The sequence below is a fragment of the Streptococcus sp. Marseille-Q5112 genome (genome assembly GCF_916700555.1).
GTDB classification, from domain to species: Bacteria; Bacillota; Bacilli; order Lactobacillales; family Streptococcaceae; genus Streptococcus; species Streptococcus symci.
In genome coordinates this window covers 1-16,055 of record NZ_CAKAKP010000005.1, presented here as the reverse complement: position 1 = coordinate 16,055, position 16,055 = coordinate 1, and the positions used below count along the sequence as shown (strand labels likewise).

Annotated in this window: 13 protein-coding genes; 7 read left to right on the top strand and 6 right to left on the bottom strand. The window is 40.6% G+C overall.

Annotation, left to right across the window (positions count from 1 at the left end):
• Nucleotide 1 precedes the first annotated feature (1 nt).
• The 3 genes from LG372_RS04640 to LG372_RS04630 are packed head-to-tail and all read left to right on the top strand — an operon-like array spanning nucleotide 2 to nucleotide 2,062.
• Nucleotides 2-1,417 carry a Y-family DNA polymerase gene (locus LG372_RS04640; RefSeq protein ID WP_225742236.1) on the top strand — a complete coding sequence of 472 codons (1,416 nt, stop codon included), beginning with the start codon at nucleotides 2-4 and terminating at the stop codon, nucleotides 1,415-1,417.
• Complete coding sequence (locus tag LG372_RS04635; protein WP_049486633.1) at nucleotides 1,414-1,776, top strand: hypothetical protein; 363 nt, start codon at nucleotides 1,414-1,416, stop codon at nucleotides 1,774-1,776. Before LG372_RS04640 ends, LG372_RS04635 begins: the two co-directional genes overlap by 4 nt.
• The gene (locus LG372_RS04630) at nucleotides 1,769-2,062 is read left to right on the top strand and encodes a DUF5960 family protein (RefSeq protein WP_225742235.1); all 294 of its coding nucleotides are present in this window, start codon (nucleotides 1,769-1,771) and stop codon (nucleotides 2,060-2,062) included. The genes LG372_RS04635 and LG372_RS04630 overlap by 8 nt, the downstream gene beginning before the upstream one ends.
• Before the next feature lie 310 nt (nucleotides 2,063-2,372).
• On the opposite strand, the gene LG372_RS04625 is transcribed toward LG372_RS04630, so the two are convergent.
• The 6 genes from LG372_RS04625 to LG372_RS04600 form a co-directional block, all read right to left on the bottom strand.
• Nucleotides 2,373-8,792 carry an alpha-L-fucosidase gene (locus tag LG372_RS04625; protein ID WP_225742234.1) on the bottom strand — a complete coding sequence of 2,140 codons (6,420 nt, stop codon included), beginning with the start codon at nucleotides 8,790-8,792 and terminating at the stop codon, nucleotides 2,373-2,375.
• 331 nt (nucleotides 8,793-9,123) lie between these two features.
• Entirely contained in the window at nucleotides 9,124-9,600 is a 477-nt protein-coding gene (locus tag LG372_RS04620) for a glutathione peroxidase (RefSeq protein ID WP_225742233.1), read from the bottom strand.
• The gene (locus LG372_RS04615) at nucleotides 9,597-10,175 is read right to left on the bottom strand and encodes a DUF3278 domain-containing protein (RefSeq protein ID WP_125430878.1); all 579 of its coding nucleotides are present in this window, start codon (nucleotides 10,173-10,175) and stop codon (nucleotides 9,597-9,599) included. The genes LG372_RS04620 and LG372_RS04615 overlap by 4 nt, the downstream gene beginning before the upstream one ends.
• 26 nt (nucleotides 10,176-10,201) lie before the next feature.
• Nucleotides 10,202-10,528, bottom strand: coding sequence for a hypothetical protein (locus LG372_RS04610; protein WP_125430875.1), 327 nt, complete (start codon nucleotides 10,526-10,528; stop codon nucleotides 10,202-10,204).
• Nucleotides 10,529-10,538: 10 nt separating this feature from the next.
• Nucleotides 10,539-11,081: a DUF3278 domain-containing protein gene (locus tag LG372_RS04605; protein WP_004269900.1), complete on the bottom strand. Its 543-nt coding sequence runs from the start codon at nucleotides 11,079-11,081 to the stop codon at nucleotides 10,539-10,541.
• Nucleotides 11,082-11,096: 15 nt separating this feature from the next.
• Complete coding sequence (locus LG372_RS04600) at nucleotides 11,097-11,291, bottom strand: helix-turn-helix transcriptional regulator (RefSeq protein WP_001082472.1); 195 nt, start codon at nucleotides 11,289-11,291, stop codon at nucleotides 11,097-11,099.
• Between the two features lie 166 nt (nucleotides 11,292-11,457).
• Between LG372_RS04600 and rsmH the strand changes: the two genes are divergently transcribed.
• Genes rsmH through mraY form a run of 4 tightly spaced genes read left to right on the top strand, consistent with a single transcriptional unit; the run spans nucleotide 11,458 to nucleotide 15,973 of the window.
• Entirely contained in the window at nucleotides 11,458-12,408 is a 951-nt protein-coding gene (gene rsmH / locus LG372_RS04595) for a 16S rRNA (cytosine(1402)-N(4))-methyltransferase RsmH (protein WP_225742232.1), read from the top strand.
• 9 nt (nucleotides 12,409-12,417) lie between these two features.
• Nucleotides 12,418-12,735 (top strand): cell division protein FtsL, encoded by a 318-nt coding sequence (gene ftsL, locus LG372_RS04590; protein ID WP_000227824.1) that lies wholly within the window; start codon nucleotides 12,418-12,420, stop codon nucleotides 12,733-12,735.
• A gap of 3 nt (nucleotides 12,736-12,738) precedes the next feature.
• The gene (gene pbp2X / locus LG372_RS04585) at nucleotides 12,739-14,991 is read left to right on the top strand and encodes a penicillin-binding protein PBP2X (protein WP_225742231.1); all 2,253 of its coding nucleotides are present in this window, start codon (nucleotides 12,739-12,741) and stop codon (nucleotides 14,989-14,991) included.
• Nucleotide 14,992: 1 nt separating this feature from the next.
• A complete protein-coding gene (mraY, locus tag LG372_RS04580) occupies nucleotides 14,993-15,973 on the top strand; it encodes a phospho-N-acetylmuramoyl-pentapeptide-transferase (protein WP_061590473.1) in 981 nt (326 codons plus the stop codon).
• Nucleotides 15,974-16,055 lie beyond the last annotated feature (82 nt).

Below are 16,055 nucleotides of genomic sequence, written 5' to 3'. Positions count from 1 at the left end.
AATGGGCTACTTTGATTATTCCAGAGAGCCCAAAAGTGACATTGCCTTTGTCGATATGAAATCCTTTTATGCCAGTGTTGAGTGCGTGAAACGGGGCTTACATCCGCTGAAAACCTCGCTTTGTGTCATGAGTCGCGCGGATAATTCAACTGGTCTTATCCTAGCCTCCTCTCCCCTGTTTAAGAAGATTTTTGGCAAGTCAAATGTTGGTCGGGCCTATGATCTGCCCTTTGATATCAAAACGCGAAAATTTTCCTATTACAATGCTCGAAAGCAAGGGCTACCTACCGACTCAGACTATGTTCGCTACATCGAAGATTGGGCTCAAGTTACCTTGATTGTCCCTCCTCGAATGGACGAGTACATTGCAGTCAATATGGAAATTCAGCGAATCTTTCAAAACTATGGCAGTCCAGATGATATTTATCCCTACTCTATCGATGAGGGCTTTATTGACCTGACTAGTTCGCTTAATTATTTCATTTCAGACAAGAGTCTCTCTCGCAAAGACAAGCTGGATATGCTTTCTGCTCGTATTCAGAGGGATATTTGGAGGCAGACAGGGATCTACTCTACAGTAGGTATGTCAAATGCCAATCCTTTACTGGCCAAGTTGGCTCTGGATAATGAGGCTAAGCACACTCCGACCATGAGGGCCAACTGGTCTTACCAGGATGTGGAAGAGAAGGTCTGGTCCATTCCCAAGATGACCGACTTTTGGGGAATTGGCAGGCAGATGGAGAAACGCTTGCATGCTCTGGGGATTTTTTCCATCAAGGAATTGGCAACCAGCGATCCCGACCAGCTAAAGAAAGCTCTGGGGCAGGCTGGTCTTCGTTTGTGGTTTCATGCTAACGGAATTGATGAGAGCAATGTTCATAAGCCCTATAAAGCCAAATCCAAGGGCTTGGGGAATTCTCAAATCTTGCCGAGAGACTACGTGAAGCTACGGGATATTGAAATTATTCTCCGAGAAATGGCGGAGCAGGTGGCTATTAGACTGAGAAGGTCTGGAAAGAAAACAACCCTTGTCTCTATCTATGTCGGTTTCTCTAAACAGGAGTTTAGGTCGTCTATTCACACACAAATGAAGATCGAACCGACCAATAATACAGCTGTCTTAACGGATTATGTTTTGAAGTTATTTCATAACAAATACACTTCTGGAGCAGTCAGAAGTGTCGGAGTAAACTATTCAGGCTTTGTAGACGAATCCTTTGGATTGATTTCCCTCTTTGATGATGTTGACAAGTTAGAAAAAGAAGAAAGGATCCAGACGGTCATTGACTCCATTCGGGAACAATTTGGTTTCACTTCCCTTTTAAGAGCAAATGCACTGGAAGAAGCCTCTAGGAGTCTTGCCAGAAGCAAGCTGATTGGGGGACATTCTGCTGGAGGATTAGATGGATTACAATGATTGATCGTTCTTATTTACCTTTTCAATCCGCGCGAGATTATCAAGATCCAGGTATGCAGAAGTGGATGGGATTTTACCTTTCAGAACACACCAGTTCGCTCAGTGAAGAAAAAAGCCGTGTTGATTTTTCGACGGATTTGACTCCAGATGAGAAGTTGCACTTGCTTTCTCAGCTTTATGTTGGCCAACTTAGGGGAAGTTTTGTGCTAAAGGAAAAGAAGCAGAAAACCACTATCATCGGTGTGGTGAGAGAGTTATCGCCTCAGACTCTATCTATTAGGACAAGCGAGGGATATAGGTTGATAGAGGTTGCAGATATCCTCGAAATTCGGCTGTGGGAGGAGGGAGTTTATGACTAGAAAAGAGCTGTATGAAAACAAACTGCAGATGGATTACTTTTCAGATAACTATATTCATTTTGAAGAGGATTTTCAAAAATACTCTGCCATAAACGTACCCTTGACTTTCTTGATTGATGACATCCTACGAACCATGGCGATGAATCAGAAAAACTACTTTGTTTTAAACAAGGAAAATGCCAAGGATGGGCGGGAGCATCGTTTTTATTTTAGGGTGGTAACGGAAAAAGCGTGTCCTAGAAATAGGACCTATGTATATGCTGGGATTAAAAATAGTGGCCAGTAGATTTGGTAGGAGATGAACTCGTTTTTTGGTGTACCCCATTGCAGCTATCTGAAGAGGACTTGAAGAAGCTTATTATGGTCTTTCTGATGAAATCGGACAAGAAGCCCTATCTTTTTTAGATAATCGTTTACTTGAAATTGTTGTTGAATTTGAAAATACTTATCCCAAGTAATCATTCTGTTTTATATATACTAAGATATCCATAGAAATTTATGGATGCTTTTTAATTTGTAGATAGAAAAAGAGAAGACCGGCTGGTCTTCTCTTGGGGGAACTAGAATCATTGAAAAGAATTAAGTAAAGATTTTAATTAGTCTTTGAAATTCTTTTGGAAGATGAGTAGAGACAATACTGAAGTAATAGCAGCCAAGAATAAGAAGGCATTTGCTTCTTGCTCTCCAGTTTCTGGGAGTTGTTTTTCCTTGTCTTGTTTAGCTGTAGTAGCAACAGGTGCTTTTTCATCTTTTCTTGGTGAATCTTCTGTTACAACTGCAGGAGCTGGTTTTTCAGTTTCTCTAGGTAGAACATATTCAGGGAGAGTCACAACTGGTGGCGCCTCTGTTCCTATAGAACTTTGTTTAGTCCCGACTTCAATCACTCTGTCTAGAGCTGGAGTTGACTCAGTTTGAACTACCTTACGATTGCTGCCATCTACTTCGACATACTGGATTATAGCACCATCTTTCCCTTCTGCTAGAACTTTCTCTTTTCCTTTATCTAAGTTTGGATTTTCATGACGGATAGTCTTGAATGGTACTGCCTTCTTGACAATATCCAAACTTGGAAGTTTAAAGACAAGGTCCTTAACTCCCTCTTCAGGACTTGAAGAAGTAATTGGTTTTTCAGGTTCTTTTGGTAGAAGGTACTCAGGGAGAGTCACAACTGGTGGAGTATCTGTTCCTACAGAACTTTGTTTAGTCCCAACTTCAATCACTCGGTCTAGAGCTGGAGTTGATTCAGTTTGAACTACCTTACGATTGCTGCCATCTACTTCGGCATACTCGATTATAGCACCATCTTTCCCTTCTGCTAGAACTTGTTCTTTCCCTTTGTCTAATTGTGGATTTTCTCGACGGATAGTCTTGAATGGTACTGCCTTCTTAACAATATCCAAACTTGGGAGTTGGAAGGTAAGCTCTTTAACTCCTTCTTCAGGACTTGAAGAAGTAATTGGTTTTTCAGGCTGTTTTGGTTCAACTGGTTGTTCTGGTTGGCTAGGTTGCAATTGCTTGATTTGTTCAAGAGCGTTGTTGAGGGCTTTATTGACGTCTTCTGGAGTCTTAGCCTCTTGAATAGCTGCGATTGCTTTGTCAGTAATTTCAACTAATTTCTTCTTAGCATCGTTGTTGGCACCAAGCTCAGCCACTTTTTTCTCGATAGCTTCAGTCAAGCTAGCCATAGCCTTATCATAATTGATTTTAGGCTGTTCAGGTTGTTTCGGTTCAACCGGTTGTTCTGGTTGGCTAGGTTGCAATTGCTTGATTTGTTCAAGAGCGTTATTGAGAGCTTTATTGACGTCTTCTTGAGTTTTAGCCTCTTGAATAGCTGCGATTGCTTTGTCAGTAATTTCAACTAATTTTTTCTTAGCATCGTTGTTAGCACCAAGTTCAGCCACTTTTTTCTCGATAGCTTCAGTCAGGCTAGCCATAGCCTTATCATAATTGATTTCCGGCTGTTCCGGTTGTTTTGGTTCAACTGGTTGTTCTGGTTGGCTAGGTTGCAATTGCTTGATTTGTTCAAGAGCGTTATTGAGGGCTTTGTTGACGTCTTCTTGAGTCTTAGCCTCTTGAATAGCTGCGATTGCTTTGTCAGTAATTTCAACTAATTTCTTCTTAGCATCGTTGTTGGCACCAAGTTCAGCCACTTTTTTCTCGATAGCTTCAGTCAGGCTAGCCATAGCCTTATCATAATTGATTTCCGGCTGTTCCGGTTGTTTTGGTTCAACCGGTTGTTCTGGACTTGTTTCGTCTCCAGGTTTTTGGTAATTTTCGTCTTTGCTAAGAATATCTTGCAAAGCAGTGACTGTTGACATCACATCTTGTACATTTACAGTATCAGAACTTAATTGTGCAGTGAGTTTATCAAGATTAGACTTAAATGCTTGACGTGCAGTTGCTGTATTTTTCAAACCACTTGGATCAAAGTTAGATAAGTCGTCTTTCCATTTAGAGAGAGATTGAAGGATTTGTGTTTTGCTGTAGAGTTCGCTTCCTTCACCACGAGTGATGAATTGATCCACCTGGATACCGATGTTTCGAGACAAATCGTTTCGATCAGGATCTAGTTGAAGGGTGACTGCGTGCAAGTTTTCATCAAGACCTTTTAGGCTAACCAGAGTTTGATTGCCTTGGCGTTGAGTAGCGTGACCGCTAAAGTATTTCTTGCCCTCAATAGTCGACGCATTTCCCATGCCATCTTGGTAAGGAACTTCTTTGCCATCTAGGAAGACTTTGTAGATACCATGATTTGGATCAACATAGCCCTTGATATCAAGTCCAGTACCGTAGAAGTAGGCTGTGACAGTTGTCTTTTTCTTTTGTTCATCAGTTAAGCGACCAAAGGAAGCCCAAGACTCCGTTTTTTGGTACTTGTCTGCTGAATTGGTTTCATGGTGCCAGCCAGGACTGTAATCCAACTGACTAGCTTGGTCATCATAACTTGTTTGATCCTTGATCAGCAATTCAGCTTTCATCACTTGGATGGTTGCATCGGTAGCAAAACCGAGTAAAGCACCATCAGAAACAGAAGTGAGCTTGGCTTTGAAGTCAAAGATAGAGTCGGCTTGTTCTGTAAAGTCAATCGTTGGGATGGTAACAGTCTTTTCTGTTTCTCCATCTTCAAAAGTCACATCTTGAGTTGTATCTTGGTAAACTTTACCGTGAACCCCAGTTCCAGGTTCTGTGATGAAGCGAACAGTAGCAGTACCCTTGCTTCCACCAACACGTTTAATTTTAACAGTGACTGGTTTTCCTTTTTCGACTTCGTAAGAAGTTGCTTCAAGCTCAAACATACCCTTGCTGTTATTGTTTAGAGTGTAGATTCCTTCTGTAGCAATTGGTTCACCTGTTTTATTAACAAGGGTAATGGTATGTTGGCCAGGTGCTAAATCGTCTGTTTCATATACTTTTTGGCTGCGTTTACGGCTAGTGTTCTTAGTTTGCACATCCGCAACTTTTTGGCCATCAACGTAGACGGACATTTCTCCATGACCTGGGTCAACTGTAGAGACGACATAAGCCTTGGTTCCTGTGAAAGTATAGCTTACTTTGGCATCTTTTTGATTGGTCCACATAGAAGTGCCACGAACACCTTCAGATTCATTGTACCAAGTTGTACCGGCTGTATCCGCTGTTGTATTTGAGTGGTATTCAAGTCCAAGAGGGTAGCCGTCTGTCTTTTCGATACTACTTGGTGTCTTGTAGACTGAGAAGTTGGTTAAGATTGGAGTTGCTTGAGCTCCGGTGATGGTTACACGGATTTTTTGTGCCTCTACAGGCTTGCCTTGAATCAAGCGACGGTAACCAACAGTTGAACCTTCTCCGTAAGTTACCCAGCGACCGTTGATTTCGACTTCAATCTTGAAACCAGAGATACGTTGACCTTTAGCGATGTCTTCCTTGAGTTCGACAACGTCAAAGCGTCTCTTTTGTCCCAAATCGACTGTGAAGCTACCTGTTGTGGCATCATTTGAGAGCGCCCAGCTGGTATCGTCTTTGCCGTCTGTCAGGTGACTTTCTTTATAGAGGTGGTTCTGACGAGTAGAACTTGCTGTTACAGTCGCTCCTTTGGCAAAGTCAGTCGCATACATTTGGTCTAGGGTTGCTTTGAATTCCTTCAAGCGAGCCACATCAGCATCTGCGAATTTTCCTTCTTTGTTTGGTGGAATGTTGAGAAGAAGTGGCGTTCCACGACCAACAGACTTGAAGTAGATATCCATCAATTCTTTGAGGGATTTTGGTTGCTGATTATCGTGGTAGAACCAGCCAGAGCGGATGGAAACATCTGCTTCCCCTACAGAGTACATATCTCCGTCAGGGTCACCGTGGTTAAGGTATTCGTTCTTAACATTTTCGGTGATGTTTGCTTTCTTGACCTTATGCCATACAGGGTCACCGGCGATACCACGCTCATTTCCAATCCAACGGATACTTGTTGGTTCGGCAGAGAAGATAGCGATATCTCCTTCAGCTTCCTTGATGTATTTGAACCACTCATCAAAAGTGTAGGTTACTTTTTGGGCACCGCTACCGCGTGCTCCATCCATCCAAACTTCGATAAATTTACCCTTATTACCGTATTTTGGATTACCAAGGATTTCTTTTAGTTGATTGAGGTAGTATTCGTTGTATTCTTTTTGAGTAGCTACCTTATATTTAGGGCTATTAACATCCCATGGAGATAGATAAACCCCCATATTCATATCGTATTTAGTAGCTGATTTTGAAACTTCTTCTAAAAGGTCTCCCTTACCATCTTTCCATGGACTTGCAGCTACGGTATGATTTGTATATTTAGATGGGTAAATAACGAAGCCATCGTGGTGTTTCACTACCATAATGGTGCGTTTAAAGCCAGTTTCCTTTAGAGTACGGATCCATTGATCTGTATCTAAGTTAGTTGGATTGAAGTTTTTAGGGTCTTCATTTCCATGTCCCCATTCAGAATTAGTATAAGTATTCATACCATAGTGGATGAAGGCAGCTAATTCTTCCTTGTGATAATCAAGTTGAGCCTTGCTTGGAAGGGGGCCGTGATTTCCGATTTCTGTTTCTTTATCTTCTGGATGAGCAGCAGGTAAAACATTTGAAGTCGGACTAGAGCTATCAGAGATTTTTTCGTATTCAAAGACGACATCATTCACACCCTTGTGCTGGATGCTGGCTTCTAAGCGTGGAGTGATCGCGCGGTAGCCTGCGATTTCTTTTGCTTCAAAAGTATTTACAAAAGAAACATCGTATTCTTTTCCGTCATTATTATCAGTAACAACATCTGCTAATTCTTGCTCTGAGCCTTTCAAACGATAATGAATGGCAAATGAACCTTTATTCACTTTATAAACCACCTTGATGACCCGTGTTCCTGGAGCTGTTTTGCTGACGACGTTGTAGGTCCACTCATCTTTGAGTTGTTTGTTGATTTCGACGCCATCAATAGAGACGATCTGGTATTTCTCTTGATTTTTTGTATAGAAGTCAGTCTTAGCGATTTCTTTTTTGAAGTCATAATCAAAAGCTGTTCCAACTTCAGTTTTTTCAACAAAAGTATCATCAGTTTTGATTGGATTACCAGTTTCATCTACGTGTTGAACAACTACACGTCCGTAATCAATTCCTTTAATGAGTGTCGCAACACCATTTTCATCGAAAGAATATTGATTTTCACCAATAACAGCAGTTTTATTTCTGAACATTTCTCCTTCAGGAGTAAAGTAATATCGTTTCCCATTATCACCTTGGTACCAACCTTTGACGCCATATTTTGCGATAATATCTTTTACCCATTTGACTTGCTCAGGTGAGAGGACGATTCCACCACCGAAACGGTCTTTGTCGGGGATGCCGTTTTCAATTGTGCCGTGTTGGTGAACACCGACTACTTTACCATCACTGTTGATAATACCAGCACCTGAAAGGCCTGAAACAGAAGTCATATGATAGGTGATGCCTTTTGAGCCTTTATCATCATAATTATCAACAGATTTCACGACACCATCAGCCTTGTAAAGTTGACCAGCTACAATTGGTTTTTTGAGCTCAGGTGAGCTTGAATCAGTTGGATATCCAATCGTGCTAACAGGGTCCCCAGGTTGATAGGTTTTGTTTTCTGCCAAAGGAACAAAGGTAGCAGCTTTATTTGGACTAGCGATTTGAAGAGGAACAGGTGCTACAACAGCAGCCAAGTCATTTTGATATCCTTTTCCAAATTCTTTCTTGTTCCAAAAATGAATATCTTCTTCTTTGAATAGAGTAGTATTACCCGTTACAGGCTGAGAATTGCGAACAGCAGAATTAGAACCGAGGTTATAGTAGAACTTAGCAGAATCTCCGCCTCGAATATGTCCTTCTTTTGTATCACGGTTTGATTCTAAAAAGTTGTGGGCAACAGTCAAGATGACATTTGGTGCCACAAAAATACCAGAACCAGACACGATATAGCGTTGGGAACCACCATTGTAAATAGTGTAAATCATACTAGCAGCAGTAGCAGGTTGTCCTTCATAAGGGACGTGCTTCAAATCTAGACCACCGTTGATAATTGCACGATTACCATTTTCAGCTTCTTTTGGAAGTTCTTCCTTGTTTTTTAGAATGCTTTCTGTCTCAACTTTAGGACTATCCTTCTTGTCTAGGATTGCTGAAGTATCTATGTTTTTCACGGGTGCATCAGGATAAGCTTGATCGTGGATTTCTTCAGGAAGCAAGTCAGTAGTTTTAGTTTCTGCTACAGTCTTCTCTTCTACTGGTTTAACAGTTTTTTCTGCTTTCTCTGCTTTCTCTGACTCTTGAGGTGTAGAAATTACAGGACTTTCATTTTTGACTTCTGGTTTGGTTTTTTCAACTTCGGCCAATTTTTCTACATTTGGTTGAGAGCTTGTAGCTTCAATTTTTGCTTCGTCAGCTAGTGCTGTACCAGATGCAAAAAAAGCAAGCCCAACCATAACCGAAGCAACACCAACGGTTAATTTTCTGATGCTAAAAGTTTGCTCTTTTTCAAAAAGGTATCGATTCATAATGTACTCCTAGTTTGAATCAAGACAGTCAGCTACTGTCTGAGCCCAAGTATGACTTGGAAACGATTTTCTTTAGCGATAGTTAGATTTTGTGCAATAGTTTGAGACTAATTACCCCCTCTGTTTAAGCGCTTTCATTTTAGAATAAAAAAATTAAAATTGTTATCTTAATCTTTAAAATAACCTAAAAACCTTAACATAACAAATATACTAAATTGTTCCAAGAAATGCAATAGAGAAAGTAAACCTAATTTAAAGAAATTCTTTCACTTTTTAAAGAAAATCCCTCCTGCTATTTTGTGGAACATAGAAGGAGGGATTTTAACGAAATTTAGAGTAGATTACGTATCGCCTCTTCAATTTGTTTTGGGTCTGTTTTGGAAGAAAAGCGCTCAAAGACTTGCCCATCTCGACCGATGAGAAACTTAGCGAAATTCCATTCGATTCGTTTTCCTAGTGGGCCAGATTTTTGGTTTTTCAACCAGACATAGAGGGGATCTGCTTCCTTACCGTTGACCTTGATCTTGGCAAAACGTGGGAAGCTGGTTTGATAATGTAGGCTACAGAAGCTGTTGATTTCCTCTGCACTGCCTGGTGCTTGTCCCATAAACTGATTGCAAGGGAAGTCTAAAATCTCAAAACCTTGGTCTTGATAGTGGTTATAGAGTTCTTGGAGCCCTTTGTACTGGGGCGTTAAACCACATCCAGTAGCAGTGTTGACAACCAAAAGAACTTTCCCACGATAGGCATCTAGTGAGATTTCTTGCTTGTCTTGGTTTAAGACTAAAAAATCGTAGATTGAGGTCATTGTTTGCTTTTCTCCTTCTGGTTGGTATGTTTAGGAGTTTTTTCCTCCTGTAGGGATAGAAATCCGTAGGTCAGAGTTCCAAAAATGCTACCGATAATCAGGCCATACATCAGTAAAGGAACACTTTTATCGAATTGCATGAGCAACTTCACAAAATCTGGAAGGGACATCTGCTGAACGAAGACTTTATGAAAGATGAGTAAGGTAAAGAGACCAATCTGAATACCGATAAACACAATCCAACTCCTAAATTTGATTTGGGCTTTGCTGTAGGTTTTGAGGATGATTTCTGACTTGTCATCTTTTTCAAGATGGAGTTCTTTGACGGCTCTTTGAGTTTTTAAAGTAATGAAAAAAATGAGTCCAGAGTAAACGTAGGGCATGGCATAGCGAACGGCTTCTATGAAGCGTCCAAATAACAGATAAAACAAGAAGAGGAAGAAGGAAGAATAAACGATTTGAACCATAGAACGGGCACAAGCCTTGTAGATAATCTCTTGTCGGCATTCATCAAAAGGGCCTTGGATGTGAAAGAGATTTCGAAGTAGGCGAGTAGTGAAGTCTTCTTTTTTCATGCTAGTAACCTCCTAAATGAGTGGTTTTACTGATTTTCTTTTACAAATTGATAGAGATAATAAAGATAAGTAATAGAAGAAAGGATAGCGATAGTGAGCAGTAAATAATATTTCCAATTGCTTGAAATGAGCGTCAGTTGTGGTAAGGATAGAATCATAAAGTATAGTGCTAAGTTGAGTATGCGTGTTTTTTGGGAGTCAATCTTTAGATAAGTCAGTCTTTTGTTGAAGACTGGAATAAAGACTAGAGGGAGGAGTATCTCGCTGATTGGCAAGTTCCCTGTAACGATGATGAAGATGAGCAGAGAACTGAACAAAAGATGATAGGTAAGTAAAGTTATTAGTGATTTCATAGGGCACCTCCTAATCCTCATCTTGATTTTTCTTAGCTTTAGCAATGCGACGGGAGATGAGGAACTGTATGCTTGCTCCGAAGAAGATAGAACCGAGAATGCTTGATACACCATTTCTTATAGTGAGGAGAGAATGAAAATAGTCCTGACCTTCACCTATGAGTATACTGAGAAGAGGAGTTATAAAAAACATCCATAGACCAAAGAACAAACCTGCTTTAAGACCTGGGTAGTATAGTTGCTTGCTTTCTTTCTCATTCAGCATATCTGGATCAATAGCTGTAATCCCTGTTTTTTTCATTTGGTAGGTGACATAGCCAGCAGCGATGAGGGCAATCACTAGAATCAGAGGAGGATAGATTAGAGCCACTTCTTGAGGGTATTTATAGGCCAGAAGGAGTGGAATAAGATTTCCGAAAATCATCAGATAAAAGAGGATGATAAAGACTTGGTTACCGATACGATCGGCCTCACGCCGTTTGTATTCGTCAAGGGGACCAGAAATACCGTATGTGCGTTTGATCAGTTTTTCAGTAAAGGTTTCTTTTTTCATGAGTTGGCTCCTTTTTTAAAAATCTTCCTCCCAAAAGAGACTGTTGAGATCAGTTTGGAGGCTGCGGGCGAGATTGAGACAGAGTTCCAGGGTTGGATTGTACTTGTCGTTTTCAATCATATTGATGGTTTGTCTCGAGACACCGATATCCTTGGCGAGTTCGAGCTGGGAAATGCCCAGTTCCTTGCGAAATTCTTTCACACGATTCATCTGGACTCCTTTCTGATTTGTGTCGTATATATTTGACTATATTATATTCTTCTATGGAGTAGATGTCAAGCATATTTGACATATTTCTTAAAGAAATCTTACTTGTTTTTGGTCTATTTGTCTGACTAGTGCAAGCTAGTCAGATTTGTGGTAAAATAGATAAGATATGACAAAAGAATTTCATCATGTAACGGTCTTACTCCACGAAACGATTGATATGCTCGACGTAAAGCCTGAGGGTATCTACGTTGATGCGACCTTGGGTGGAGCAGGCCATAGCGAATATTTATTAAGCAAATTAAGTGAAAAAGGCCATCTCTATGCCTTTGACCAGGACCAGAATGCCATTGACAATGCGCAAAAACGTTTGGCACCTTACATTGAAAAGGGGATGGTGACTTTTATCAAGGATAATTTCCGTCATTTACAGGCACGTTTGCGCGAAGCTGGTGTTCAGGAAATTGATGGAATTTGTTATGACTTGGGAGTGTCTAGTCCTCAATTGGACCAGCGTGAGCGTGGTTTTTCTTATAAAAAGGATGCGCCACTGGACATGCGGATGAATCAGGACGCTAGTCTGACAGCCTATGAAGTGGTGAACCACTATGACTATCATGATTTGGTTCGTATTTTCTTCAAGTATGGAGAGGACAAATTCTCTAAACAAATAGCCCGTAAGATTGAACAAGCACGTGAAGTCAAGCCAATCGAGACAACGACGGAGTTGGCAGAAATTATCAAGTCGGCCAAACCTGCCAAGGAGCTCAAGAAGAAGGGCCATCCTGCAAAGCAGATTTTCCAGGCTATTCGAATTGAAGTCAATGATGAACTGGGAGCGGCAGATGAGTCCATCCAGCAGGCTATGGAGATGTTGGCTCTAGATGGTAGAATCTCAGTGATTACTTTCCATTCCTTGGAAGACCGCTTGACCAAGCAATTGTTCAAGGAAGCTTCAACAGTGGAAGTTCCAAAAGGTTTGCCTTTCATCCCAGATGATCTTAAGCCCAAGATGGAATTGGTATCCCGTAAGCCAATCTTGCCAAGTGCAGAGGAGTTAGAAGCCAATAACCGCTCGCACTCAGCTAAGTTGCGCGTGGCCAGAAAAATTCACAAGTAAGAGGAAAAAATGGTAGATAAGAAAGAAACAACCAGTCAATTCTTGCAGAATCGTATAAAAAAATTCTCACGTGTGGAGAAGGCTTTTTATCTTTCCATCGCTTTTACGGCTCTCGTTTTAGCAGTGAGTATCATCTTTATGCAGACACGACTCTTGCAAGTGCAAAGTGATTTAACAAAAATCAATGCGCAGATAGAGGAAAAGAAGACAGAGCTGGATGATGCTAAGCAGGAAGTGAATGAATTGATTCGTTCCGAGCGCTTGAAAGAAATTGCAGATAAAAAAGATTTGAAATTGAATAATGAAAATATCCGAACAGCGGAGTAAGATATGAAATGGACAGAAAAAATAACCCGATTTGCGATAAAAAATCGTAAATCTCCAGCAAAAAACCGTAGGATAGTTGGCAAGTATCTCAGCTTTTTAGCTGTTGCCCTTTTCGGCCTCTTTTTGGCCAATTTTGCTTATATTATCGCAAAAGGTAATATATTTGGTACTGACTTGGTAAAAGAGGCTAAAAAGGTTCACCAAACAACCCGAACAGTTCCTGCCAAACGTGGGACTATCTATGACCGAAATGGAGTGCCTATCGCTGAAGATGCGACCTCTTATAACGTGTATGCTGTTATTGATAAAAAATACAAGTCAGCAACGGGAAAAATTCTTTATGTAGAGGATTCGCAGTTTAATAAGGTAGCAGAAATTTTCCATAAGTATTTGGATATGGATGAGGCTTATGTGAAAGAGCAACTGGCTCAACCAAATCTGACCCAGGTTTCCTTTGGTGCAAAAGGAAATGGGATTACATATGCCAATATGATGGCTATTAAAAAAGATTTGAAAGATGCTAGTGTGGAAGGGATTGACTTTACAACTAGCCCTAACAGAAGCTATCCAAATGGACAATTTGCTTCTAGCTTTATTGGCTTAGCCCAACTTCATGAAAATGAGGATGGTAGTAAGAGTTTGTTAGGGACTTCTGGTTTGGAGAGTTCTTTAAATACCATTCTTGCTGGGACAGACGGTATTATTACCTATGAAAAAGACCGTGTAGGAAATATCGTACCAGGTACAGAACTGGTATCGCAACAAACTGTGGATGGCAAGGATGTTTATACAACATTGTCTAGTCCGCTACAATCTTTCATGGAAACTCAGATGGATGCCTTTCTAGAAAAAGTAAAAGGTAAGTATATGACCGCGACCTTGGTCAGTGCAAAGACCGGTGAAATTCTCGCTACCACCCAACGACCTACCTTTAATGCAGATACTAAAGAAGGAATCACTGAGGACTTTGTTTGGCGTGATATTCTTTATCAAAGTAACTATGAACCAGGATCAGGCATGAAGGTTATGACGTTAGCTTCTTCTATTGATAATAATACCTTCCCAAGTGGAGAATACTTCAATAGCAGTGAATTTAAAATGGCGGATGCGACGACTCGAGATTGGGATGTTAATGAAGGTTTGACTACTGGTAGTATGATGACTTTCTTACAAGGTTTCGCTCACTCCAGTAATGTTGGAATGAGTCTACTTGAACAAAAAATGGGAGATGCTACTTGGTTGGATTATCTAAAACGCTTTAAATTTGGGGTTCCAACTCGCTTTGGCTTGACAGATGAATACGCTGGTCAACTTCCAGCTGATAATATTGTTAGTATTGCTCAAAGCTCATTTGGGCAAGGAATTTCAGTGACACAAACACAAATGCTTCGTGCCTTTACAGCTATTGCTAATGATGGAGTTATGCTGGAGCCAAAATTTATAAGTGCTATTTATGATACTAACAATCAGTCTGTACGTAAGTCACAAAAAGAAATAGTAGGAAATCCTGTTTCCAAAGAGGCAGCAAGCACAACTCGAAATCACATGATCTTAGTTGGGACGGACCCTCTATATGGAACTATGTATAATCACTACACAGGAAAGCCAATTATAACAGTTCCTGGACAAAATGTAGCAGTTAAATCCGGTACGGCTCAAATCGCTGATGAGAAAAATGGAGGATACTTGGTTGGTTCTACCAATTATATTTTCTCAGTTGTGACTATGAATCCTGCTGAAAATCCTGATTTTATCTTGTATGTAACGGTTCAACAGCCTGAGCATTATTCAGGTATCCAGTTGGGAGAATTTGCCACCCCAATCTTGGAGCGGGCTTCAGCTATGAAAGAATCTCTCAATCTTCAATCTCCAGCCAAAAATTTAGATAAAGTTACGACAGAATCTTCTTATGCAATGCCTAGCATCAAGGATATTTCACCTGGTGAGTTGGCGGAAGCCTTACGCCGAAATATTGTGCAACCAATCGTTGTAGGTACTGGAACAAAGATTAAAGAGACTTCTGTAGAAGAAGGAAAAAATCTTGCACCAAACCAACAAGTTCTCCTTTTATCGGATAAGGTAGAAGAAATTCCAGATATGTATGGCTGGAAAAAAGAGATTGCTGAGACCTTTGCTAAATGGTTGGATATTGAGCTAGAATTTGAAGGTTCAGGTTCCGTCGTCCAAAAGCAAGACGTTCGGACCAATACAGCTATCAAAAACATTAAAAAAATTAAATTAACTTTAGGAGATTAACATGATTAGTTCCATCAGTGCTGGAATTGTGACATTTTTACTAACTTTAGTAGGAATTCCGGCCTTTATCCAATTTTATAGAAAGGCGCAAATTACAGGCCAGCAGATGCATGAGGATGTCAAACAGCACCAGGCAAAAGCTGGGACTCCTACAATGGGGGGACTTGTTTTCCTCATTGCTGCAGTTGTGGTGAGTTTCCTCGTCGCTCTTTTTTCAAAACAATTGACCAATAATGTTGGTATGGTTTTGTTTATTTTGGTCTTGTATGGTTTGGTTGGTTTTTTAGATGACTTTCTCAAGGTCTTCCGAAAGATCAATGAGGGGCTAAACCCCAAACAGAAATTGGCTCTTCAGCTGCTAGGTGGCGTCATTTTCTACCTTTTTTATGAGCGTGGGGGCGATATGCTCTCTGTCTTTGGCTACCAAGTGCATTTAGGGATTTTCTATATTATCTTCGCTCTTTTCTGGCTAGTCGGCTTTTCAAACGCAGTCAACTTGACAGATGGTATTGACGGTCTAGCTAGTATTTCCGTTGTGATTAGCTTGTCTGCCTATGGAGTTATTGCCTATGTGCAAGGTCAGATGGATATCCTTCTAGTGATTCTTGCCATGATTGGTGGTTTGCTTGGTTTCTTCGTCTTTAACCATAAGCCTGCTAAAGTCTTTATGGGGGATGTGGGAAGTTTGGCCCTAGGTGGAATGTTGGCAGCTATCTCTATGGCCCTCCACCAAGAATGGACTCTCTTGATTATCGGAATTGTTTATGTCTTTGAAACAACTTCGGTCATGATGCAAGTCAGTTATTTTAAACTGACAGGTGGTAAACGTATTTTCCGTATGACGCCTGTGCATCATCATTTTGAGCTTGGAGGATTGTCTGGTAAGGGAAGTCCTTGGAGCGAGTGGAAGGTCGACTTCTTCTTTTGGGGAGTGGGGCTATTAGCAAGTCTCTTGACCCTAGCAATTTTATACCTACTGTAAAAAATAATTTAGTGTTTCGATTGTATGACACGAAAACGGACGATGGTAACGTATACAGATAGTCTAGTAGATAATATAAAGG

Excerpts from the sequence above, each read along its gene's own strand:
- LG372_RS04640 (WP_225742236.1), top strand. The coding sequence starts at position 2 with ATGGGCTACTTTGATTATTCCAGAGAGCCCAAAAGTGACATTGCCTTT.
- LG372_RS04635 (WP_049486633.1), top strand. The coding sequence starts at position 1,414 with ATGATTGATCGTTCTTATTTACCTTTTCAATCCGCGCGAGATTATCAA.
- LG372_RS04630 (WP_225742235.1), top strand. The coding sequence starts at position 1,769 with ATGACTAGAAAAGAGCTGTATGAAAACAAACTGCAGATGGATTACTTT.
- LG372_RS04625 (WP_225742234.1), bottom strand. The coding sequence starts at position 8,792 with ATGAATCGATACCTTTTTGAAAAAGAGCAAACTTTTAGCATCAGAAAA.
- LG372_RS04620 (WP_225742233.1), bottom strand. The coding sequence starts at position 9,600 with ATGACCTCAATCTACGATTTTTTAGTCTTAAACCAAGACAAGCAAGAA.
- LG372_RS04615 (WP_125430878.1), bottom strand. The coding sequence starts at position 10,175 with ATGAAAAAAGAAGACTTCACTACTCGCCTACTTCGAAATCTCTTTCAC.
- LG372_RS04610 (WP_125430875.1), bottom strand. The coding sequence starts at position 10,528 with ATGAAATCACTAATAACTTTACTTACCTATCATCTTTTGTTCAGTTCT.
- LG372_RS04605 (WP_004269900.1), bottom strand. The coding sequence starts at position 11,081 with ATGAAAAAAGAAACCTTTACTGAAAAACTGATCAAACGCACATACGGT.
- LG372_RS04600 (WP_001082472.1), bottom strand. The coding sequence starts at position 11,291 with ATGAATCGTGTGAAAGAATTTCGCAAGGAACTGGGCATTTCCCAGCTC.
- rsmH (WP_225742232.1), top strand. The coding sequence starts at position 11,458 with ATGACAAAAGAATTTCATCATGTAACGGTCTTACTCCACGAAACGATT.
- ftsL (WP_000227824.1), top strand. The coding sequence starts at position 12,418 with ATGGTAGATAAGAAAGAAACAACCAGTCAATTCTTGCAGAATCGTATA.
- pbp2X (WP_225742231.1), top strand. The coding sequence starts at position 12,739 with ATGAAATGGACAGAAAAAATAACCCGATTTGCGATAAAAAATCGTAAA.
- mraY (WP_061590473.1), top strand. The coding sequence starts at position 14,993 with ATGATTAGTTCCATCAGTGCTGGAATTGTGACATTTTTACTAACTTTA.